General features: G+C 54.9%; 5 protein-coding genes. 3 read left to right on the top strand and 2 right to left on the bottom strand.

Going from position 1 to position 25,714, the window contains the following annotated elements; all coding sequences use genetic code 11:
- Positions 1–671: 671 nt before the first annotated feature.
- Together MXE39_RS11605 and MXE39_RS11600 are read right to left on the bottom strand one after the other, a co-directional pair.
- Positions 672–6,896 carry a hypothetical protein gene (locus MXE39_RS11605; RefSeq protein ID WP_247074150.1) on the bottom strand — a complete coding sequence of 2,075 codons (6,225 nt, stop codon included), beginning with the start codon at positions 6,894–6,896 and terminating at the stop codon, positions 672–674.
- A 2,624-nt stretch (positions 6,897–9,520) separates the two neighbouring features.
- The gene (locus MXE39_RS11600; protein WP_246978885.1) at positions 9,521–14,371 is read right to left on the bottom strand and encodes a hypothetical protein; all 4,851 of its coding nucleotides are present in this window, start codon (positions 14,369–14,371) and stop codon (positions 9,521–9,523) included.
- A gap of 2,172 nt (positions 14,372–16,543) precedes the next feature.
- Here MXE39_RS11600 and MXE39_RS11595 point away from each other — a divergent pair.
- The 3 genes from MXE39_RS11595 to brnQ all read left to right on the top strand — a co-directional run bounded on the left by MXE39_RS11595 (position 16,544) and on the right by brnQ (position 25,180).
- Positions 16,544–17,392: a M48 family metallopeptidase gene (locus tag MXE39_RS11595; protein WP_246978886.1), complete on the top strand. Its 849-nt coding sequence runs from the start codon at positions 16,544–16,546 to the stop codon at positions 17,390–17,392.
- A gap of 1,924 nt (positions 17,393–19,316) precedes the next feature.
- Positions 19,317–22,157 (top strand): PP2C family protein-serine/threonine phosphatase, encoded by a 2,841-nt coding sequence (locus MXE39_RS11590; protein ID WP_246978887.1) that lies wholly within the window; start codon positions 19,317–19,319, stop codon positions 22,155–22,157.
- Between the two features lie 1,718 nt (positions 22,158–23,875).
- Positions 23,876–25,180, top strand: coding sequence for a branched-chain amino acid transport system II carrier protein (brnQ, locus tag MXE39_RS11585; RefSeq protein ID WP_246978888.1), 1,305 nt, complete (start codon positions 23,876–23,878; stop codon positions 25,178–25,180).
- Positions 25,181–25,714: the final 534 nt, after the last annotated feature.

Below are 25,714 nucleotides of genomic sequence, written 5' to 3'. Positions count from 1 at the left end.
GCAAAAACGCTTACGAACAAAATCAGACAAAATCAGTGTCAATTTGAAGTTGCTCACACTTCTAAAACATAAATCGTGATCCACCTCATGTTTCAAATTCATCGTTTTTCAGCAATTGATAAATATTATCAATAAGCCCAAATTCATCAGACTTTTCTACTGTCAAAGAGCATATAAATCAGCATTACTAACAGCCCCAGCAGCGCCAAAGTCCCCAAATCCTCAAGAACAAAGATAGAAGCACAAACAAATGTCAATATGAAGTGAGCGAAAATCAGCGATTTTTACCCTTAAAGCATCCAACTTTATCTATGTGCAAGCTGCTGACTTGCAGCTTTTGAGCAAAAGACCAGCAGTGAGGCATAAGATGCAGTGAGCTGAGCTGGACATGCTTTAGTTCTGCGACCTGCGACATCCATGGTTCGTCATGCATCCTGCTCGATGCCGCCTGCGTCATGCATCCTGCGTCCTGTGACCTCCCTGATGCGTCATGCATCCTGCCCCATGCGTCCAGCGTCATCCTGAGCTCTCCCTCTGTCTGTTTAAAAGCCGCTATTTACAGGCCTTTGTGTCTCAGTTTGCCTTGAAGATCACTTTTCTGTCCCATGAAACAACATACCCCCAGACCATTTAGATGATCACGGGGGTATGTAAAGAAAGGTCAATATTTATCAGGCCTGAAATGGGGGCTTCTTGCCAATACGCTGCCATGAGGTACGCAGGATACTCATATGGGCCTGAGAGTAGATTGCGTATGCTGATAACAGCAGAGAACCGACAACAAACTGAACGCTCTCATTTTCTCTTATGCTGGCAAGTGAGCATTCAGAACTGGAAGGATATGGACTGCCATCGCTGTTTGGCCTGATACTCCAGGTCGAGCCCAGTACACGACCGTAGTAATTAAATCGTGCAACGCTGCGTCCCAGCTGCTGCTGATCGGCTGCGTTTGAGGACAGGGCTGCAACCATGGCATTTTTCACATCTTCAAGATGCTCAGGCGAGCCACAGACATGCATGAGCCTGCAGCGCCCCACCTCAGCCCAAAGCGGCCTTGCAGACAGGCTGCCTGTACCTCTGTCCTGACCCCTTGAACCGCTGATTTCCATATCAGAGCTGTCATGTCTGGTCTCCATCAGACGATTGTATTCAGCCTGACTTAAAAGGTAGCTCTGCGCCTGAAGCATACAGTACTTAAAGCGCAGCAGCTCAGGATCGCAGTCCATGACCATATCCCAGTTCAGATCAGCAGCGCCCGCACCGACCGCAGCTCCGCCATGCGCGCTGGCTTGAGCGCTGGCATGAGCATCGGTATGGGCTTGCCCTCTTGCTGCGGCAGCACCGGCAGCAATGTAGTTGCCTGCGTCAGCTCCAGTAGCCGTGCCATAACCGTTACGGCCATGCGCCTGCTGGAAAGCATCATGAGCTGACTCAATGCCAGTTACGCCAGCACTGCCCATTGCGCTGTCAGTTGGGGCACAGGCTGCTCTGTCAGATGAAGAAGGTAACTGGCCATTATGGTCAGAAGGCACACCGCCGGTTCCAGAGCTGCGCCTGTCAGCACTTACCTGAGCCGGAATGAAGGATCCGGTAATAGCGTCAAATGAGCCCTCAATGCGTGCACTGTCGCCACTGTCATCAGCTATGGCAGCTGCCGGACCTGTGGCTTCGCCCGATCCGGACAGTTCACTACCGGAACTCTCAGAGCCAGCCTGGGCACCGGCATCAACAGCAGCACCACTGGAAGATGAGCCACTTGCAGTGCTGATAACGCTGGATGCCTTGAGCTTGCGTGTTGTCCAGTTGAACTTGTCATAGCTCTCAGACTTCTTTTCCTGTGGCTTTGCCAGCTGATTACCGCTGTTGACACTTACTACAGTGACATCCTCACAATTATCTTCGTCATCGGCTGCCGCCTCCTCGGAATCATGAGCTGCAGAGCCCTCGGCTTCACCGGCATCATCAAGGTCAGCATAGTCATCATCTGCATCGTCTACTTCATCAGCTTCGTAATCTGCCTCATCGACCTCATCAGCATCAGCATCAAAGTCGCTGTCGTCTTTACCGGCATCATCAAGGTCAGCATAGTCGTCATCTGCCTCGTCGACCTCATCAGCTTCGTAATCTGCCTCATCGACCTCGTCAGCATCAACATCATCATCAAAGTCGTTGTCATCATCAGCCTCGTCATAATCATCGTCGAGGTCATAGAGCTCGTCGTCACCATCAAGATCTGACTCGCCCTCATCTGATGCGCCCTCAAGGTCGTCAAGGTCGTCATCTACATCATCTGTGTCGCCTGTATCAGCGCCGGCTTCTTCAGAATCTATATCGTTGTCAGACTCCTCTTCATCTTCATAAGCGTTACTTTCACTTTCGGCCTCATCATCATTGAACTCGCTGAGCTCATCATCCTCTTCGGCCTCATCATCAATATCCTGGTCGTCCTGGTCTTCGTCTTCCAGATCACCATCAGGGTCGTCGAGGTCTTCGCCTTCAAGCTCGAGCTCATCAGCAAGTTCATCATCCTGAGCATCATCGTAAGGAATATCAGCGTCATAAGAGTAATCAGCCTCATCCTCGCCGTATGCTTCCAGATAAAGGTCATCCTCATGATCTGACGTCTCATCATGTTCATCCAGATCCTCAGGGAGGTCATCATCAGGGTCAGCCTCGTCATCAGAACTGTAGCCGGAGTCGGACTCATCTTCTGAATCAACCTCTGCATCAAGCTCTGCATCATTGTCTAAATCTGAATCAGCTTCGCTTTGCTCAGTGGCGTCATATACACCATGGGTATGCTCTTCTTTATCTGCATCAGCCTGTGCAAGAGACTCAGACTCACTGCCTGAAGAAACAGCCTCAGCCTGGACAGTATCATTAACTGCTGAGATGTCCTCCTTTATAGAGGTCGAACGCCCTTCATCACCAGCTGCCTTATCACTGTCGGATCTGCTGTCAGATGTATGGCCTGTTTCAGAGCCGGCACGCAGACCAGCTGCTGCATCTGCAGGAGTAAGCAAAAGGGAGCTTTGTCCGAGGCCGGTGCCCTGACTGTGGTCATGAGTGTCTGCTGCCTTGATGCCTGAAGCCGGTGTCATCCCGGTGAGTGTTGTCTGTCCTAATAAGACATTATGGGTACTGCTCTCCACAGCAAGCTGTGAGTCAGCTGCATTAAAGAGGCTAAGCGAGGCTGAGTCATTGCCCAGCTTTACAGTACTGCCAGAGAGAGCTGACAGCGACAGCTGTGACTGACTTACAGCCGGAGTTATCGCAAAGTCTGATGTCAGGGACTCATAGTCACTGTTATCGGCAATACCTGCAGCAGTACCATCAGCAGCAGAAATGTCCGACGCGCTCCGGGTTGCTGAGGCAGCATTAACAAGACCAAGGCCGGTCAGGTCGTGAGAACTTTGCTCCTGAGAGCTGTTATTGCCCATCTGGTTCCTGGCTGCGTTGCTGCTTCCTGCTGAATCTGATTGAGCGGAATGTGACTGAGCTGACTCTAAATCAGCTGTCTCTGACTGAGCTGACTCAGATACTGATTCGTCTTCATCACCCTCTGATTCAACGCCTGTTTCATCATATGCTGACACCAGCTGAAGCTCAGGGGCAGAGCCCTCGGTAACTGATGCTTTGGCTGCGGCTCTACGGTCTGCAGACGTATCATCGCCACCAGCTTCAGCTCCCCTGTCAGCAGCCGTGCTCGCAGCATGAGTAGCAGCTGAACTGGTGGTAGCAGCTGAACTGGTGGCTGCACCTGCAGCTGCAGGAGTAATAACAAAGCCATTGTCAGAAGAGCTGTCACTGTTTACGGTTAACCCCTGCAGTTCACTGGCCTCTTTGTTATCAGCACTGTTATCACCTGCTGACTCCACACTCTCAGAAAATTCTGCCTCACTGTCATCAGCCGAACTGGCAGTATCTGCACTTTGTAAAGTGCTGGTTGTCCTGGTAGCCCAATCCTGTGCTTTGAGTACGTGATCGCCCAGATCACTGGCATTATCAGCGCTTTTATCAGACTGGGCCTGCACTGATGCTGCAGGAATAAGCTCCAGACCGGAAACTGTGGCGTTTCCGGCACGACTTACCATAAGTCCTATACTGTCATCAGCGCTGTAACCTGCTGCCGGAGTAACCAAAAGACCACCGGCATCGATCAGCAGACCACCAGACTGAGATTCACTGCTGTCTTTATGAGCGCTGGTAATATCCACCGCCCTGGTTCCGGTACCGCTACTGGTACTGCCCTCTGCCCTGGCGCCGACACTGTCGCTGGTACTGACCCCATCACTTGCCATGGATCCTGTCCTTAATGGAGCGCTGCTCCTTGCTGATGAGCGCCTTTTATCTGCAGGCAGCTCATCGTCAAAGAGATTGCTTTTAGGGACCCAGGTACCGGTTTGTGAGTCAGCTGTTGCCTGTGCATCTGACCGGGCATTTTCAACTGTCTCTTCTTCCTTTAATGAACCACGAAATACCCTCCTGCTGCCTGAGTCCTGATCTTCGTCCTTTGACAGATAGCGGTCAGCTACCGAGTCAAAGTGAGCACGGGCCCTTGCAGTATAGGACGTGTCATCAGCATCAGTATCCTTAAGGAAAGCAAGCATACCCTCTACTCCCAGGTAGAGATCGTTACGAGGCTCTTTACGGTTACGCCCGCGTCCACCATGACGTTCTTTTCCTGAGGCCTTTTGCTCAGTTAAGCTGCTGTCACGACTACGTCCTGCTGATTTGTCCTTAGTAGAGCGATCTTTGCCCGACTCAGATTTAGCGCCATTTTTGCCTTTCTTTGCTGACTTGCTGTCCTGAGCTTTATTGTGGGCCGCTTTATGATCCCCGGCGCTGCAAGAGTCAGCCTTCCTGTCATGAGCAGTACTGGCATCACTGGCGTCACCGCTCCTGGACTTTGTTTTTCCCTTGAGCTGCTGGTCCTCATTATGCTCAACACTTTTCTTTTGATTATGTAAAGCACTTTCAGAGGCTGCATGGTCAGACTCTGCATCAGCTGCACTTGCAGGCGCAGCTACAGCTGCAGCTGCAGCTGCAGTCTTATCATCGCCTGCAGCATCCAGCACTGCATCGGCTGCATCTGCAGCTGCATCTGTTACTGCAGTGGCAGGCTCTGGCGCTGCCGGGGAATGTTCAGGCTCTGAGTTCTGGCCACTGCCAGCAGATGCAGGCGCAGCTGCAGGAGCAATATCGAGCAGGCTGTCGGCATTGCCACCTGCAGCCGGGGCAATATCGAGCAATCCACTGTCAGAACTCGAGCCGTTATCAAGAGACAGGGCTCCGGCCAGTCCTGAGGCAAACTTCATCCCACTGTCACTGTTAATGCTCTCATTGTCAGCGCTCTGCGACTGTACACCGGCACTGTCATTGCCCTTGTCGGATTCAGAGACAACAGTGCTGTCGCTGTCCTGATCCTGCTGCTCTGCCTTGTGCCTGGAGCTGCTGCTTTGAGCTTTTGATTTTGAACCTGACTGGTCCTGTTGGCCCTCTGCCATGCCCTGGACTGTATGCTGTGGGCCTGATACTTTACCTGCTGCTGCACTGTCATTATGGGCAGATAAGGCAGCCTTTGTGCCCTCTGCACGGTCTGATACCTTGGCGGCGGACTGCCTGTCTCGTGCACGGGCTGGCTCCTCAGCGGCAGTGTTCCTGTCTCCTGCACTGGATGGAATAACTGCAGCGGACTCTGTGGTTCCTGCAATGGCTGCGTGTGAGGACTGTGCAGCTGATGCTCCGGTTGCAGCTGCCACAGCCGGGGTGACATCAAGGCCGCTGGTTAAGGATGGACCAGCTGCCGGAGATATATCAAGGCCACTGGTGTGAGAAGGGGCAATACCGGCAGCCGGCATGGTATCCAGACCGCTGGTAGCTGACGGCATCTGACCGGCCGCATTTTCAATGGATAAGGAGCCTGCTGAATTGCCAAAGAGATCAGCCGGGGTTATGAAGGTGACCAGATTGCGGTCTTTTTTGTACAGGCGCTCCTGAGTGTTGCCCGATACCGGAGACAGAGCTGATCTGCTGTCGGCTGTGGCGCCGTTCAGGCGCATACGGCTGCGGGCCCATGCCGGGCTGTTAACCAGACAGTTGAGTCGGACAATGGCCGGTACAGGCTGATTGGCAAAGTACTGGGCAAGCTGGTCTACCAGCTGCTCAATGCTCAGCTCAGGATTAACACGGGCCAGGCTGTAAAGCGACTGAATAACATTTTCAAGTCCGGCAAGAGCAAAACCATAGAGAATACCGCCGTCTCTTACAGTGCAAAGACAGCGTATCAGACGGGCAATAAGCTCAAGCCGGTCACAGGCATCCTGACCAAAGTCCACAGGGGAGAAGACCGCGCAGTTGCCCTCACAGCCGGACAGACCGGCAGAGCCGGTTGCGTCAGCCCCGGCAGCCTCAGCCCCGGTGGCATTTGCTTTCCTGGCGTGGTCCTGCGGTGCTCCTGCTGACTGCCGGGCCTGTGCCTGCTGCTCCTTTGCCATACGGGACTTTTGCACAGCTGTGAGACCTGAACTGCCAAAAAGGGCAGCCATAAGAGCGATCTGCTCTTTGTGCTGAGGTGAAAAGCCCCCAAAGACAGAACTGCCCAGGTTCAGGTCAGCCGGGGTAAAGCCAATTTCACGCAAATGCCAGGCAAGCGGATACAGGCCGAGCAGGGCCCGGGCCATGCTCAGGAAATAAATGGAAAGCTTAAGACGGCTTTGCTGAGACAGGAAAGAATTAATCTCCAGCAGACGCAGCTTTTCGGCGCTCGAAGGAGCACGGCTTTTGATTTCACTGCTGACCAGGCCTACCTGCAGATTAAGCTCCTTACGGACAAATGCATCGATAAGACCCTGCAGTGCAGCGCAGCGGGCATCTGCAGCCTCCAAGGCCAGCATGACCTGTTGATGCAGGCTGCTTTGCTCAAGGCGTGCCACAGCCTCCCTCATCGGGCGGTCCTGACCAGTGATATCGAGGCGAAAGCCAAGATGCTCAGGTATGGGACCGTCAAGGAAATAAAGTGTATTGCTGTTAAAGCTCTGCCGCGCGGCCTGGCGCAGCGGAAGCATAAGTTCTGCAAGTTGTACGGACATGTTATGAGGCGTCTTATACACAGCGCCGTCAGCTCTTATCTCTTATCTGCAGGCAGGCCCGCTCAGGGCCAGCGGCCCCCGGCATGCTGCCATGCAGCTGCATGGCCATCATACGGCCGCAAGCAGTAGCACATGCCAGTCAGACCGTCGGCAAGGACGCCGTCCTGGCAGGTCCGGGCTGAGCAGCACAGCACGGCCACGCCGGCATGAGCCGCAGCGGGCCGCATATTGCTGCTTGCCCGGCTTTGCAGTGCCGGGCCTTTCTGGCTGCCGGAAAAGGAAGTGTCGGCCTTACTGGCTTCAGGGCTCCAGGCCCTCAGGCCACGGCGTGCATATGCAGCCTGCCTTACAGCCAGGCCGGCCATGAACGACCGTGCTCACTACAGTACTTACTGCTTGTCTGCCCATACCTGTGATTTAAGGCAGGGGGCCATGCTGACCAGAGATATCAGAGCTGACAGGTTCTTAACTGTTATTACTCAAAAACCACTGACGCACATGCATGCATGTCTGCCTGCATTAACCTCATCTGTATCTGTCCGTTTTCATCTCTTAATTCCTGCCTCCCCCTTACCCTGCAATCATCTTCATACCCGGTGTTCCGGAAGAGTCCTGCACTCTGCAGCAGCCGATGCAGCCTGCTGCAGTCGGGGACTTAAAGCCCGCTGCTCATGACTGACAGGATTACTGTCCTGGCTGACGGTGCATAACCGGAGCCTGACTGTGGCCCTGAGCCTACAGACCCTGAGAGCTCTTTACCACTGCAATGCAGTGACAGCTTTCTCAGGTCGTCTCAGTTAGCTCTGCATGGTTAACTTACCGCAATGGCAGGCGTCGGGTCAGTACCTGATCGGCTCTTTGAGCTGGCCTTGAAGCCGCTATGGACTTACTGAGCTCATGGCGCGTGGGCTGCACAGGCCTGGCTGCAGGTCCTGTCAGGCCATGCCAGTCACAGCTGCATGACTCATACTGTCAGTTCGGGCATAGCCGCAATCTGCAGACTGTATCAGGCTGACTGGTTCTGATCAGAGGCTTGTGAGCCCTGATGGCCCTGATGAAGTCATTAGCCCTTGCTGATGGCTCTGTCCAGGTATAGGGCACTAACCGAAAGGAACCAGCTCTTAGCGAAATGATGCAGAGCTGACGGTAAGGCAGCAGGCGGCTGTGACAATAATGCTCGAGGACCGGCCTTAGAACAGTTATGAATGCCGGGGCTGACCATTGCCAGAACATTGCCGGGGCTTGCCTGCTTTCAGGTAACGGCGTGCAGGCATGGTAATGCCAGTACAGCCGGTCCTGGGGTGCTGTGAGCGCATAAAGGTAACAGGAGGCGTACTGCTGCGTCAGAGACGGGCAGTATTAAGAGATGGTGGACGGAAAACAGGAGAGGAATAAAGCAGATATGATGCGTGCGTCAGGTGCCTGAAAGCGGCAGTTGTCATGGCCTGAACATCTCTCTGTCAGGTACTGCAGCTGCGCAGTTCTGATGAGGACGGGCAGCGGGCCTGTAATGGGCTTATTGATGCTGCCGGCTCTTCCGGGGGATTATATTAACCGGCTCGAGCTGTTAAGGCTTTCACCGTGTCGCCGTGGCAGATATATATCCTGGCCGGGACGGTTACTGTAAGGACAACTGGTTTTTGAGGTGGCGATTGCCACGGGCCTGGCTTTGAAGTCAGCAGGATATTTCCTGAAACTGACGGTGAGGCAAAACCATGGCCGGAGCCGGGCGCGTAACCCTGACTCGGAAAAGAAACTATCTGTGAAATTATACCAAAATCAGCTGCAGCGCGCGACGGCACGTCAGTTCAGCCCACGCCCCGGCCTGGCCCGTGCACCACCAGGGCCGGAACATACTTCCACAAGCGCAGCAGGCATGAAGATGATATGGCCACGACAGTGACCATATGCCTCAGGTGAGGACAATCTGGAGGAGACGGGCAGCACATGGCAGAGATGGCCCAGCGCACTTTACCCTGGGACAGGGACGTCTGTCGCCATGGCTTTCGTTTGCCCTCGTCGGAAAGTCGCTCGCCGGGACATCGGTCGCAAGCGCCTGGGTCTGCCATGGCCTGGGGCGTCGGTCGCCATGGCTTTTGTTTGCCCATGCCGGAGAGGCCGCCGCCGGGACGTCTGTCGCCGGGCCATCAGTCTTCCAGCTCCGGGGAGTCAGTCGCCGGGGTATCTATCTTCCGTCAGCCTGCCGCTACTGGGCGCGCCGGGGCGGGATGAAAGTTCAAAATTCCTGGCCTGAATATAATCAGCCCCGGAATGCGTGAGCACTCCGGGGCTGAATGGGGAGCCGTGCGGCCCGGGTCAGAGCTTCCCTGAAAGCCCGGTCAGGGGGCTGTGCCGGCCTCAGGGATTGCCTGGCAGGCTGCTTTTTGATGCCCTGAGGGACACAGGACAGCTGCCTGCACATTGTGGTCTTACTTATCCTCATCAAGACTTGATGCAAAGCTGTCTTCAAAAGGATCGTCAAAGTCGTCTACCAGTTCGGCTGCCAGATTGGCCAGACTGCTTGAGCCGCGTGCGGTACTGCCCTCATTATTGCTTGAGGTATGCAGATACTCAAGACCGCTGTCATCAGACATAAAGCTGTCAGCCAGCAGATCTTCGCTTTCCAGTGAGTCTGCTACGGCATCGGCAATGGCGTTCTGAGCGGCACGTGCGTGGTCTTTCACGCCGCCTGCGGTCTGTGCACCGGATCCGCCACTCTGGGCAGCCTCGGCAATCATGGCCTGACGTGAATCTTCAGCTGAGCCCTCGTTTTCCACAAAGCGGGTAGGAGTAGCAAAGATCAGGTCACGCTCAGTAATGGACTCGCCACTGACAGCATCAATTACGCTGCCCATGGCTCCATTGTCCTTAAATACCGGCTCTTCTTCGTCCTGAACGTTTTCAACACGGGCTACGTCCTTTAGTGAAGGCTCGCGGTCCACGTCGACTACGCTACTGTCCAGATTGAGCTGTGGCTCCTGCTCCAGCTCGAGATTGTCAATAACTGGCAGGGTGCTCAGTCCCGGCTCCTGGCGCTCATCACCATCTGGCAGGGCAGCACCGGATACGAGGCTGGCAGCATCAACAGAAGGCTCAACCTCCTCAGTTGCGCTCTGATCAGCGCTGTGCTCATCACCAGCCTCTGTCGTGGCCTGAGCCACAATGGCAGCAGTGTCGCTGTCAGCTGGACGGTAGGCTGAGCCCATGGCATCAACCTGAGTACTTTCCCTGTAGGCAAGTGGATGGTTCTCGCTCTCACCCTTGATGGTGGCAGCCAGCTCATCAAGGCTCTGATGTGAGTATTCGGCCTTGATAACCAGATCCTGTTCAAAAGCACCGGTATCTTCAGTGCTGCCAAAGAAAGTACTGGTATCAGGATTTACGGAAACATCACCGGAGATGGCGGAATTTTTTACATTATCGCTGGTAACTGCCTGAGCTTCAGAGGCAGCTGCAACTGCAGCACCGGCTGCAGTGGCGCCTGCGGCGGCACCGGCACCGGCAACTGCAGCGCCTGCAGCAGCTGCTGAGGCATTATCAGAGCTTACAGCGCCAGACACGGCCTGAGCACGATCCTTCTGGGCCTGGGCGGCTTCTGCGGCTGCGCGGGCAGCTGCGGCGCGGGCCTGAGCTTTGGCTCTCTGACGGGCACGACGGGCCTGAGACTTGGTCATGGCCTTAGGCTGCTCGCCCTGAGCACCGTCTGCCTTGCTCTGAGCATCACTGCCAGCTGCAGGAGCAGCACTCTGAGCAGAGTCACCGGTATCGCCATCGGCAGCTCCGGCTGCAGCGGCTGCGGTCGCAGCTGCAGCACGTTCGGCTCTTTCAGCGGCCTCACGCTCCTGCTCAGCCTTACGGACAGCCTCAAGCTCAGCCTGTTCAGCCTCAAGACGCTCGAGCTCTGCCTTCTCAGAAGCCAGACGTTCTTCTTCAGCCTTACGCTCGGCCTCGAGGCGCTCCTGCTCGGCCTTTTCGGCAGCCTTGCGCTCTTCTTCGGCCTTACGCTCAGACTCCAGGCGTTCCTGCTCGGCCTTTTCGGCTGCCTTACGCTCTTCTTCGGCCTTACGCTCGGCCTCGAGGCGTTCCTGCTCAGCCTTTTCGGCAGCCTTGCGCTCTTCTTCGGCCTTACGCTCAGCCTCGAGGCGCTCCTGCTCGGCCTTTTCGGCTGCTTTGCGCTCTTCTTCAGCCTTACGCTCAGCCTCGAGGCGCTCCTGCTCGGCCTTTTCGGCAGCCTTACGCTCTTCTTCAGCCTTACGCTCAGCCTCGAGACGCTCCTGCTCAGCCTTTTCGGCGGCTTTGCGCTCTTCTTCGGCTTTACGCTCGGCCTCGAGGCGCTCCTGCTCGGCCTTTTCGGCGGCTTTGCGCTCTTCTTCAGCCTTACGCTCGGCCTCCAGACGCTCCTGCTCAGCCTTTTCTGCGGCTTTGCGTTCTTCTTCAGCCTTACGCTCGGCTTCGAGACGCTCCTGCTCAGCCTTTTCGGCGGCCTTGCGCTCTTCTTCAGCCTTACGTTCGGCTTCACGACGCTCGGCCTCGAGGCGCTCCTGCTCGGCCTTTTCGGCAGCCTTGCGCTCTTCTTCAGCCTTACGCTCGGCTTCGAGACGTTCGGCTTCACGACGTTCGGCCTCAAGACGCTCCTGCTCAGCCTTTTGGCGGGCTTCCAGCTCACGTTGGGCCTGCAGCTGCTTCTGACTCATTACCGGTACACGGTAGGTGGCATCGGCAAGGGAGCCGTCAGCAGTCTTGAAGTCACCAAAGCTGTAGGAGGCAGGTGCCGGAGTTTCAGCACGGGCCGGAGCTTCCTGAGAAGTGCCGGAAATAGTGGTGGACTGCAGGTTTTCATCTTCCTCATGGGTGTCAGCCTCAAAGGCATCCTTGAGAGCTGCTGAACTTGAGGTTATGGCTGTTGAGTCACTTGAGTTGACGTTCATGCCCGGATGGGTGACATCATTGCCTGTAACAGCCTTAGGCACATCTTCGACCATGGTGGCGCGGGAGCCATCGGCGGTCTTGAAATCGGCAAATGAAAGATCAACAGGGGCCAGCTTAAGCTCAGAGCGGGCAACAGCTGTGCTTGGGCCCTTGTCCTTCTCGCTTTGAGCAGCAGCCTGAGCGGCAGCGGCGGCCTCTTCAGCCTCTCTTTGTGCAGCCTCGGCAGCTTCTGTGCTGGCCTGTTCCTGAGCTGCCAGTCTGGCCTCTTGAGCCTCACGCTGACGCTCAGCCTCGCGTCGGGCTTGCTCCTCACGGCGGGCACGCTCCTCCTGCTCGGCACGGGCCCTGAGCTCCTGCTCACGGGCAAGGCGCTCCTGCTCCTGTGCGGCCCTTGCAGCCTGCTGGGCATCGTGCTCTGCCTGGGCTGCGGCCTGAGCCTGCATCTGACGGTCAGCCTCATCGCGGCCGCCCATAATTACTGTGGCCTCAGAGCCTCTGAGCTGATCGGCACTGTAAACAGTACGTGCTGAGCGGCGCATGCTGTCATCGTCATTCTTGGGAATGAACTCATCAGGAGTGCCAATGTAGGAGCCACGGGTATTCTGTTTGAAGTGCTCTGCGGCAAAAGCCTTCTGAGCTGAGCGCTCGGTCAGTTTCTGATCACGCCACCACTGAGATGGAGCCTTGCCGGCAGCAAAATCAGCAGGGGTGGTTACTTTTACATGACCCTGCTTTACCTCACTGCTCTTTAAGGCAGCTATCTGAGCGGCGCTGTCAGGCTGCTTATGGCCTGACTCACTGCGCTGCCAGCCGGCATATTCGGCTCCGTAGGAGTAGCGGCTTACTGATTTGGCATGAGAATAAGCCTGACGCTGAGAGGAATACTGGAAGGCAAATACCTTGGCGCTTTCACTTGGACGGTAATTTTCATCTACAGGCAGCGCACCACGGGAATCAGGCACCATGAGATTATCCATGGCATCGCGACGGCGGTCAGCTGCTGATCCAGTGCCGGCATCGACATGACCACGGATACCGCACACGCCACGGATAGGAAAGTGTCCCTGATCCTGCAGGTAGCCATGAGGGTGAATATCAGTCTGACGTTGCCTTGCAGGGGCAGCAGGTACAGTCTGAAGATCAGCCACAGCACCAGCAGCTGAACTGTAAACAGCAGTATTGCCGGAAATTGCAGTGCTCTGAGAGAAAGTGCCATGCTGTGAGGCGCCATAAGCGGCCTCGGTACGGGCAGCAGCACGGCTGGAGGCCGGTACTGTTCTGATACGTGCCGGTGTCGGATTTATCTGACGGGCAGAGATAAAGGAAGCATTGGCGCTGTCCCTTGGAGTGTAGAAATCCTTGAAAACGACCTGAGAATTGACAGGAGTACGCTCGTAACGGCCTGAGACGTAGCGATTGTACTGAGCTGAGGTACGCTCAGCACCATTGCTCTTTCTTGCAGCCTGATCAGCTGGAGTTTGAGTGTTATTGTGCTTTGTACCATTCATTGGTCCGTTTCCTTGTGTATAGCTGTTGTGTGAAATACTTTCCTGAGGGCTTTGCTGCTGCCCCCACTGACCGTCACGTGCCTGTCCGGCCGGGGATCGGAAAAAATGTGCCCCGCCGCGCAAATCAGCTCCCAGAGGTGACTGCGACGAACGGTTGCTGCGATATATGGCCCGGGCATCAAACTCATCTTCTTCCATGGGCTCATCATCGTCGTAATACCAGGGCCGCCGCTCTTCATGAGCGTCCTCTTTCCAGGCTGACTCATCAGTTCGCGACCAGGCATCGAGATCAGCTGCCGCTCTGCGCGCGGCCCGTTCAGCTCTCTGAGCTGCACTGACAGCACCGCCACGTGCCACAGCTCCCGGGGCTGACGGCGCGCTGCCGGCTGCTCCGCCCTGGCGCTCTCCAGCGCCGTCCCCGGGCCGAAGCGCAGCAGCGGCGCTGTTACCGGCGCCTGAGGCAGTGGAGCTGCCACCTGCAGCACTGGCACTGCGGCCTGACCCGGCTCTGGTCCTGCTGACTGGTGTGATGCCTGGTGATGGTGAAAATCTGCCGGAGCCTGTACCTGCAGGAACAGAGGTCATATCGCCTACCAGCTGATAGCCATTATTATTTTCGGCAGGGATTTTCTTTAACAGTCCACCACGTGGTACGCCCCTGTAGGTACAGGTAGCGACGATTTCATCACTGCCGGCTGTGGACATGGCAATCAGTCGGTCTCCCAGACTGGTTTCCCCACGACTGCCCGGCTCAGTGAGAAATTCTTCTTCATAGTAGTAGACCTCGCCATTGGGCAGGTTCCTGCTGAAGACAACTTTTCTGATCTTTTCGCTATCGCTCATCTGTTTCCCGCAAAAGGGCAAAGCCCCTTACGGCCCCGTAAAATCACGCCGCTCAGGGACAGGGCAACAGCATCACTGCACCCCTGGTGCGTAAGCCGGGCCCTTTGAGAGGCTGAAAAATCCTGATCTTATATTGTATCGTACACAGGGGTCATGATGGAAATTTTCCGCCCCGGCCGCAACAGAGGGGCCCTCAGCCACCACGAACGTACCATTGACGCCCTTATCTGCAGCCAAAGCCAAAGCCACAGCCACAGCCACAGCTGCAACGCAGCATCATGCCCGGGCCCCCGCCATGCAACCCCCCAACTGCCTCACCCCCGAATATGCACGAACAATAACAGGGACATATAAGATGCAGCAGGCGGTGGAAGCGTCTGCCAGCGAACCCAGTCATAGCCACAGGCAAGCAGCCCGGGACAGGCAGGATCAGAACTTACCAGACCGTTAAAAACCGGCAGCTGACCGGGCAGGGCCCGGATATGGCCTGTGCCGGGCATGGCATGGTCAGGGCATGGTCAGGTCAACGCCCAGACAGGACCTCTTTGTCACAGCAGCCAGAATGAACAGAATACAGCCAAAACGAGGGACATCAGGGCACGGCAGAGCGCTGCAGCCCGCGCTGTGCGACCCAGCCTGCAAAGGGCATGACGGCACGGTTGTAGTAGCAGGCTGACGGTGACTTGCCGGTTATAGCAGGCACTGTGTGACGGATAAAAAAGCGGACAGGGCAAAGTCAAAGAGGAGCCCGACCAGGCAATCATGAAATGGTCAGTGCGCCCAGCGGCCGCATCTTCATAGTGAGATAGTGAGCAGCCCTGCTCCTGGACAGGAGCGCAATGATATTCAGGCTCTGCAGTGCCGCATGGATCTGGTCGAATGTCCTGGCGATTACAAGGCCCGGGGCCAGCTGCGGATCCGGCTCCAGATTCATGGTTATTGCCAGGCCCAGGGCACGCTACAGACCAGGCACCGGATTCATGGCTATTGCCAGGCCCGAAGTCAGCTCCAGACCATGCCCCCGGATTCATGGCTATTGCCGGGCCCGGAGCCAGCTCCAGACCATGCCCCGGATTCATGGCTATTGCCAGGCCCGAGGCCAGCTACTGATCCGGCCCCAGATTCATGGTTATTGCAAGGCCCGGAGCCATGACAGGGCCGGGGTCAGAGCAGGACGCTGCCTTGCTCCGGTGCAGTGGCACCATCATGGCTATACGTAAGAGTAATGACTAATAGGAGCAGGGCCGCATGGATAATGTCAGCGGGCCGTGGAGCACGCACTGCATGAATACGGGCATTTGCTTGGTATTTAACGGCTTTTATGCATAGCAGGATCTGCCTGTATATATGCTGATGCCTCTTTACAGACAGGCTGCATTGTAGAAAATCGAAGCAGCTCACAAAAGTTTGTTTCGTCAGTGAGTATGCTTGCTCAAAATCATGATGTACACGCGTCCTGCCGGACGCGTAATGTCTCCATGACCAGTGGCTGACACTGTCCCGGCAGCTGCTCTGCACAGGCTCATCATAATGGCGGGCCTATATCTCAGCGCGCATCCTGATAATGTCACAGTCTTTTTGTGCAAAAAACCCCTGTTCTCTAAGCATGATAGGCTACAATAACGGGCACATTCATTTCACAACCTGTGAATGTATGTCTGCTTGCGCAGTAAAGACCATCAGTGTCACATGCTACTGTGCTTTGAAGGCCAAACTGTCCCTTTCATCACTGTGAAGCAATACAGGCGTGCCCACACAGCCTGCACGCAAAGCCTGTCATGATCTGACAGCTCACAGCTGATAACTCAAGCCGACAGCTCAGGACTGACAACTAAGACAGGTCAGCCTCTTATACAGCTGTCACGACCCGACCGGGCAGGACTTTGCTGACCGGAATTTTCGGATCAGACTATCCGTGCCGGCCTGTCAGTACCTGAATGTCCGTGCAGTGATGCCCGTGCAGTACTATCCGTGCCTGCATGTCCGTGAAGTGCGATCCGCGCCGGCCTGTCAGTACCTGCATGTCCGTGCAGGGCTGTCCGTGCATTACGATCGCGCCGGACCAGCCGGACCTGAGTTAATCAGGCTGTACCAGTGTGATTCAGGTCCGCCCGGACTGGACAGTGTTTGAGCCTTGATGAATAACAAACTACTCAATTAAGGAATGTATATATGGCCCGTAAGAACGTTTTAACCGCCCTTGCCATGGCTGTTGGTCTTGCTGTGACTGCTCCAGCTGTTAATGGCTGTGTATCAGTAGGTTCCACTACCGCAAACTCATCAACCACCGATCGCACTCAGATCATGCTTGTTTCTGAAGCTGAGGTTAATCAGGCTGCTGTAAAGAATTACAACCAGGTTCTCACAGAGGCCAAGACCCAGAAGGCTCTCAACACCGATGCAAAGTCTACAAAGCGCGTCAAGGCAATCGGTCAGAAGCTTATCGCCAAGGCTCCTCAGTTCCGTCCTGAGTCCAAGGACTGGAATTGGGAAATCAATGTCATTGACTCTGAGGAGGTTAATGCCTGGTGTATGCCTGGTGGCAAGATTGCCGTTTTCACCGGCCTTATTAACACCATCAAGCCAACTGATGACGAGCTTGCCGTAGTAATCGGCCATGAAATTGCCCACGCCCTGCGCGAACACTCCCGTGAGCAGATGTCAGCCGAATATGCCAAGCAGACAGCTCTGAACGTCGCCTCTTTCCTGGGCGTTGATCAGCAGAAGCTTGCCATTGGTGATGCCCTGTCCAATATCGGCTTCTCCCTGCCATTCTCCCGCTCTCACGAGACCGAGGCTGACGAGCTGGGCCTCGAGCTGGTCTATGCTGCCGGATACAATACTGATGCTGCCGCAACTCTGTGGACCAAGATGAACGCCCTCTCCGGCTCCAGCAACGCTCTGGCTAACCTGCTGAGCACCCACCCATCTGGTGATGACCGTATTGAGAATCTCACTGCCCTTTCCAACCGCTTAAAGGCTGAAAAGGCTGCCAAGGGTGATGTCAAGTCCGGCAAGTAAGATTCGGACTCATTACCATACCAGTGCCGGCCTGACCGGCATCTGAAGCTGCAGCCAGCATGCAGCACACCACGGGGCGCCTGATGGCGCCCCTGTCATTTCCAGAATCCACATTTGCAGGTAACTGCTTTCCGCCCCGGCCTTACTCCACTTTGCCCCCAAACCCCGCTCAGACAACATCACCTGACCCGAATCAGGCAAAACCCCCAACACGGACCAGGCAACAGCCCCGAACCCACACCAGGCATCATCCCAGAGTCTTGCGCAGGCAACAGCCCCTGACCCAAGTCAGGCAATAGCACCACAACCGGCAGACGCATCATCCCTGAGTCCAGATCTGACAGACGCCCTGAAACCTGCCCAGGCTCACTCCAAAGCCACTGCCAGCGCGATCTCCTGTGTTTCTCCTCCTGCTCCAGCAAGGCGCTTGCGTCTTTATAAGCTCAGTGCCACAGCCCTGAATACTGACAATGACCAGTCCTTTCGATTCGAAGCTATGACCACCTTCCTGCCTGAGCTCATTGCTGACCTTCTGCAGGTCATATGCGCAAGCCATTCTTACCTGCACCATGCATCCCCTGAACTGCCTGGCGGCACTTTGTCCGGAAGCTGCCAAACTGGCTGATATGCATCAATAGATGCAATTTAGGACGTAGTGTGCAGCAATTTCTTGTCTGACATCCTTAAATCCCACATGTCCCCCAGAGCAGCGCCATGGCTGTTACCGGCACCAGGTATCGCCCCTCCACCAGTGCAGGCTCCATAATGTCCCCATACTGATTCAAACAGCCACCAGCTGTCCATGGCCCTGGCGCGGGCGCGGGCGCGGCAATACTGGCTGAGCTTATCTCTGCCGGGCACAAGCCTCATGTTATCCGGCTACGTGGCAGTCGGCTGGGCCGGCCAAACTATATGGGTAATAGCCTTTGTACAGGACGCGTTCCGGAACGACTAAGGGCAGAAGATACTGCCGTGACGTAACTCAGAAGATGAGTACGGCCTGTGGATAACCCCTGGGCTCAATCTGGCCAGTGCACCCGTGGCAAAACCCAGTCGTTATTGACTGGGCCAGCTGACAGGGCCTGAGGCTTTTATGCTGCGGACTGTGTAAAGCAGGGCCGGACCAGGGCAGTCCCGGGCGAGGACGTGGGGTGCGGCAGCAGGTGCAGACGATTGGGGCAGACCTGGCTTGAACAGGTTATGGCCGTGGCCGATCCCGGCATGAATAAATGCTGGCAGGGTAGGACTTATGAGAACGTTTACCTGCATACATAGCCATTTTTGTATGTCTGCGGCCGGGTTCAGGCTGATAATGAGGGGGCATGTCCGGGCATTTCTCATGATATAATTTTTTGATGCAGGTACGTACGCCATGTACGAAGTGCATTTGCTTTTATGACTGGACGCATGCTGCTTTGAATTTGCCCTGTTCATGGAGGTACCGTTTTCAGGAGAGTTTTTGCTTTTCAGGTGCCATGATGCGCCCTTACCTGTACCTGAACATAAGGTCAGCTCAGCTGACAGCTGCTGTGACTGTCATTTTTCGTTGAGCTGCAATGCTTTTTGAGCCTGCCTGATATTAACTCAGGTTGTTTACCGGTTAATTGCCTTTGAGCTGCATGCCCTGAACAGGTCTCTTCCATGACCTGAACAGGCAGCTGTCCCGCCCCTGCGCAGGAGGCCGCCATGGTCAGCCCCATGGGGCTGGGTGTATCACTGATACTTCCACCCTTGCTGATACTGCCGCCCTTGCTGATACGGGGCGCTACGGCACGATGGCATGCTCGGGGTTGTGCAGACAGGCAGGACCCGGGCTGATTTGTCATATGGCAGGAAGCTGCCTTTGAGGCAGGCGCACTGCGGAAATTTTTGAATTGTGGTGGCAGACGTTTGAGCAGCTCTGCCAGCTGATAAGGATTGATTTGTGAAGCTGCAATCTTATTCTAAAGTTATTACGCTTACCGCACTGGGACTTGGTCTTACTGCGGCAGGTGCTTTTTATTCGCTGAATGAGGCGCAACGCAATGTCAACTCTGACTATCAGCGACAGCTGGACGTTACCCTTAAGTCCACAGGTTCCGACCTCAATCACTATGTACAGCGCATTAACAGTGACTATTACCAGCTCATCAATATGTCACTTACCAATGTCCTGTCCATGGACAAGACCTTCTATGCCCGTGATCCGCTGCTGTCTTTCTTTGAAAAGAATATCCGCAGCCGCTCTGCTTATGGCGAGGGCGAGGATCTGGTATTTGCCCTCGATGCTCTTACTCATTTCAAGGTCCCTTATGTAAGCTATAACTTCAAGACCAAAGAGCTCAAGGTCAATGGAGCTGTCTCTGAAAAGCAGGAAAAGCGTCTGCTCAACGCCCGCAGTCAGGACGGTACCCGCCTTACCGATGCCATAAAGGAAAAGATTGCTCTGGACCGCAGCTTCAGCATTTTCTACTTTGGTGGAGATACCTGGCTGTGTCTTAAGCTCTATGATCGCAAGACCAGCAGCAATTACTTCGTGCTCGACAGCTATCTGAGCGTGCTCAATAAGACTGCTGTCAATGTAAAGAATATCTTCTCTGACATTGATCCTGTGATGCAGGGCATCCTCAAGGATGACAATGTCATGATTGCCCGCCGTGGGCAGCCTATCTTCAAAACCGGTGGTTTCAAGCTCGATCTCAAGATTGATCCGGCTTCGCTGCGCCGTATGGTAGGCGTGCACGTAGTCGATGGTCAGGGCAATATCATCAAGAATGTCTCCTCCATCAAGGAAGGCCAGGAAGCCTATATTCTTGGTACCTCCTACCTGAGTTCCATCAGCTCATATCTGGTAATGCAGCGTCCTTTTGATCACTACAGCAAGGACGACTCTTTCTACACTATGGCCAAAACCGGCCTCGTATCCATTGCCCTTATTTTCCTGCTCTTAATCGTGCTCAATGCCTATCGTTCCGGCCTTAGCGAACAGGAAAAGCAAAACCGTCTGTCCCGTCTGCTCGAGAAAATGCAGAGCCTGACTCCTGAAGAGTTCCATCGCATGCTCGCTGAGGCCATGGACGCCCTGGCAAAGCACAAGGCTCAGCAGAACTCTGCCACGGCCAAAGGATCAGCTGCACCTGCCGCCGATGCCTCTGGTACCGAATCTGATGCCGCCAGCACCGCCTCTGCCGCTCCAGCAGCACCAGCCGACAGCTCAGCAACAGCTGATGCAGCTGCCCGGAGCGCTGATGGCGCTGCCGACAAGTCTCAGGGCGATGCGCAGAGCACTCAGAGCAATGACAGTGGCAAGGCATCGGCCGATGCCAGAGCTGCTGATCAGTCTGATGCCCAGACTGATAGCCAGAGCGCAGAGGAAAAGAGCAAGGCTGCTGCCAGCGACAGCTCCAGAACTCAGGATTCACAAAAGGACACTGACAGCGCTCAGAGCAACGATCAGGCACCTGCAGACGGCGCTGCTCCAGCCGCAGGTGCTGCTGCCGGTGCAGCTGCCACTGATGGTGCTGAGAAAGCCATGGGCAGTGATAACAAGGCTGATTCCCAGTCTGAGAAGGCCGCCGCTCAGTCCGGTGCTGCAAAAGATGCAGATCAGGACAGGGATAACAGCAAGGCCGCTGAGACTGGCAATGACCAGGCTCAAAGCCAGACCAGGGACGGCACTCCTCAGGACTCCAGCGGTCAGCAGGCTGCCGCCGCAGGCGCCAGCTCCGCAGCCAGCACTGGCTCAGCCGCTGGCGCTGGCGCCGGAGCTGACGATGCCCATGGTGCCGATCATGGCGATGATTCGGCTGTTCTTCCTGAGCTTAGCGAGGACGATATTGCCTTTATCGAAGATCACATGGTTAACAGCTTCATCGCTCAGAGCGGTGTCAACCGTACCAGCCTCGAAGGTGCCGTTGTTTCTCAGACATTCAGACTGGCCCGTCATCTGGAGTCAAGCTGCAGCAATACTGTTCATGAACTGCGTGAAAGCCTCAAGGCCGAGTTCAAGAACCGCATGAATGTCTACCGTATGGAAGGCAAGTTCATGGCAGCCCGATCCATGCTGCTCAGTGCCCTGCCATCAGAAGATGCCATGCCTTCTTCAAATTACGTAGACTTTGCAGCCTGTACCGTACCGGCACGTGAGCTGTCAGGTAACTTCTATACCATCAAGCGCCTGAAAGCTGGCAATCTGGCTTTCATTATCGGTGACTGTGCCAGCTCCGGCGTCAAGGCCGCCTATACAGTAACCGTGGTCAATACCCTGCTTGAAGAAGCCCTGCGCAACGACATGGATCCGTCTCAGATCATGAACTATATGAATGATCGTCTCTGCTCCATGTCCCGCATCAGCCCGGTATCACTGTTTGTAGGTATGATTTCCGAAACCACCGGCAATATCATCTCCTGCAATGCCGGTCACTGCTGCCCTGTTATCATTGACCGCAAGCGTCCGCGCTTTATCTGCAGCGAAAATGACAAACGTCTGGGCACAGACCGCAATATGACCTTTGATACGATCAAGTGCTCCCTGTCACGCGATGACATGATTCTCCTCTATACCAGGGGTGTAATTAATGTCCGCAATGCTCAGGACAACGTCTTTGGTCTGGAGCGCCTGATGGAGCACTGCATGAGCGGCCGCTCCCTGCGTGCTGACGAACTGGTCATAAACGTGCTCAACGATATCAAGATGCACAAGGGCAAACGCCCATTCCGCGAGGACGTATCCCTGATCTGCCTCAAGCAGCTGCTGACCGACCTGCGCACCCCGGCTGCAGATTAACAGCCGCCACCACCCTGAGGTCACGCCCGGCTTGTAGCCCAGCCACAGCCGTGGCGCCACATACTCTGAGGCCCCTGACAGTCACTGTCCGGGGCCTCAGTGCATCATGCCCCCTCAAAAACACCTCAACCGGCCCGCTCCACCACCAAGGCCACCACTCCTGGTCCCGGCCCCGGACAACTCATCCTTGCAAGGCCAGGAACTGGACCTGGGCCAGGACCAGGACAGGGATAGCTGACTCTGGAGCAGAATACCTGGCCATGGACCGGCCCTCTGCCCAGGACCGGCCCCATTCCCTGGTGCGGGCGGCTGGCCTGGTACCAGTGCTCTGTAGCTGTTTCGGGGCGGCGCGAATGGTCGACAGATGACAGCTGCCAGCTAAACGATATTAAGTGGCAAAGGCCCCGACGCCATGAACAATTCGTCCCTCACACGACAGGGTGCTCAGCACTGGACGGCACCAGACAGCCCGAAAAAAGGCCTCACTGTGGTTTTGTAATTGCAGCCAGGAGGGCGTGGCCGTAGGCCTCTGCTCCTGGTGGTGCATGGTGCGCGCAATTATGGGCTGAGCCAGGAGTGTTTTTTTTGAGGGCGGTGAAAGCAATTTTTGGCTGCCCTGGCACGTTTTACCTGGAAAAAGCCTGGAATGGGCTGTGATTTGAGGGGTATGGGACCTTTGGAAGGGCGATCTGCAGTGAGGCATGTTGTATGGATGTGTTGCCACAAAGGTCATTTTTCTGGTGCATTGCGGGGGTTGCGTCAGCAAAAGTTGCAGTGATTTTATTAAATATCTGCACATCTATGGTGCAATAAAAAAATACACCTGGGCCAGACTTAGCCGGTCCAAAGACCGGGACAGGGGATAGAATCGGCCTTTGAGGGGATGTGCACCGCAAAAGAGCCGCAGTATAGATAAATGGTCATAATCTGGTCACAATGGCCTTTTATGGCATAATGTCCGCGACGATGATTAACGTCCTAAGACAGAAAACACGGGAGTCTGCACGGAATGGCAGTTTAAGTCATCCCATGGCGGCTCCGTTTTTTTTCTGTTTGCAGCTCCCCAGGATCGTGCAGCCTGAGAGCGGATCTTCCGAGAAGGAAACTTTAAGCAGCATGTCCAGCTGCTGAATATCGATATGTGCATTTCCTGCGCAGGTTCCTGCAGGCTTACCGGCTTTCAGGCAAGGCGCCCAGAGGGCAGCAGCCGGCGTAAGGACAAGGCAGAATATCAGTTCAGATTGTGGCCATGGCACTGAAATAAGCTGCCATGCTTATTGTTTACAGGAGAGCTCCTGTGAATGTTACTGCAGCTAATCCTGAGTACTTTTCCCTCCCAGACATCCTGTTCTCACCACCTGCCAGTCCCTGGCGGCACTCAGGCGAACCTGCCCGAGGCGTTAAGCTTTCTGCCCCTTTCAATGAAAGAGCCTGATACAGCAGCAGAACTGACTTTTTCTTCCTGCTGTCCGGCACGCAAAACTACCAGTTAACTGTGCTGCCGTGGTCATATCTCCAGCCTGACCGGGCTGAATCGGACCAGACTAAACTCTTTCCCCCAAGACCCTGAACACTGACAGCCAGAATATCAAATGTCAGTGACTTCAGATTTTCAGGCAGCAGCCACAGAGCGCAAACAGACAGGCCCCGGATAAAGACAGAACCGGCAGGCCAGGACAAACTGTCTTAAGACCTTTAGAGTTTTGTAAGGCTTATTTATGTCAAAATTAACGATTAAGGAAATCATTTTGCTGGGCATGACCAACTTTGCGTTGTACGTCGGTGCCGGCAACATTATTTTCCCTCCTATCTTGGGTTTACAGTCTGGTACTAACGTTACTCCTGCAGCCATCGGCTTCTTAATTACCGGTGTTGGTCTTCCAGTTATCGCTGCTGTAGCCATGGCCCGTCTGGGCGGCTCCATGGAAGAGCTGACCAAACCAATTGGAGCCAAAGCAGGCTTCATTGCCACTGCAGTTTGCTTCTTATGTATCGGCCCGCTGTTTGCTATTCCACGTACCGCTACCGTGGCCTATGAGCTTGCCATCAAGCCATTTGTAAGCGCTGATACCAATCTGCTGCCGGGCTACAGTGTGTTCTACTTTATTATTGCCACTATCTTTGCCATGTATCCGGCCAAGATTCTGGACACTGTAGGCAAGGTCCTGTCCCCAATCAAGATTGCTGCCTTAATCATCCTTTGTATTACCGCTATCTTCCTGGCTCCTTCTGAGCCTGCCGCTCCACAGGAGCAGTTTGTTGACGGCGCTTTTGCTCTGGGTATTGTTAACGGCTACCTCACTCTGGACACTCTGGCTTCCCTGGCTTTCGCCATCATTATCGTTAACGCTATCCGTTCTCACGGCGTAACCGATGCCAAGCCAGTAACCCGTTATGCCATCATGTCCGGCTGTATGGCTGGTGTGGGCTTTATCTTCATCTACATCTGCCTGTTCCGCCTTGGTAACACCTCTGTCATTCTTACTCCTGAGGCTACCAACGGTGCTGAGGTATTAAGTGCCTATGTAAGCCACGCTTTCGGCAACTTCGGTAACATCTTCCTGGCTGTTCTGATTATCGTAGCCTGTATGGTTACCGCTATCGGTCTGATCTGCGCCTGTTCCTCCTACTTCGAGACCATCTGGCCTATCAGATACCGCACCTATGCCGTAATCTTTGCTGTTGTTTCCTGCGCCATTGCCAACTTTGGTCTGACCACTCTCATCAACATTTCTGTGCCAGGTCTGATCTCTGTTTACCCAATGTTCATCGTGCTGGTAATGACCTCATTCTTCCGTGACTTCTTTATCAACCAGCGCTTTGTTATCGCCCCAGTCTGCGCTCTGGCCCTGCTCTTTGGTATCAACGACGGTATCGAGGCTGCCGGTCTGAATATCCTGCCGGACTCTGTAAAGGCCATGCTGCCTTTATATGACAGCGATCTGTCCTGGTTACTCCCAAGCATCATCTTATGTGTCGTTCTGGCCGTAGTTGACCGCATGGTAAACAAGAAGGCTGCCTAGTCATTATGTAACCGCCGGCAGCTCAGCTGTCGGCCGTCACTTCGGCAACCCTGCAAAAGCCCCGCTCAGTGCGGGGCTTTTGCTTTTGGGCCTTACAACAATTACAGCCCATGAAAACGATTTCAAAACCCGGTCGCACCCCGACTCCGCTGCGGCCTCCGTCCCACGCTCGCCATGATTCCCGGCTCTGTCTGGAGGCGCCACCCGGCCCCCGCCTGACCAGGCGTGAGCCTGTCAGCTGCAGCCACTGGCACTGGCACAGGTACGTGAGCAGGCCCTGGAGCTGCCCCTTGTCTGGCGCCAGCTGAGCATCATGCGCCGTGGGAGAGCGATGAAAACGTGACCATACCTCCAGGTTCGCAGTCGATTCTTTGTATTTGGCTCAAGGTAAAACTATACTTACAATGTACGGCGAAATTATGAATGACATGGTTCAAAAATCAAAAAAATAGTTCATAAATACCTTGACAAATCAAAAATATTGATAATTTTCAGGCATAGAACTTGCTGAAATTGGCTTAAATAAGCTATTTG

The organism is Anaerobiospirillum sp. NML120511 (assembly GCF_023050955.1).
GTDB lineage: Bacteria > Pseudomonadota > Gammaproteobacteria > Enterobacterales > Succinivibrionaceae > Anaerobiospirillum.
This window is presented reverse-complemented; position numbering and strand designations above follow the sequence as displayed.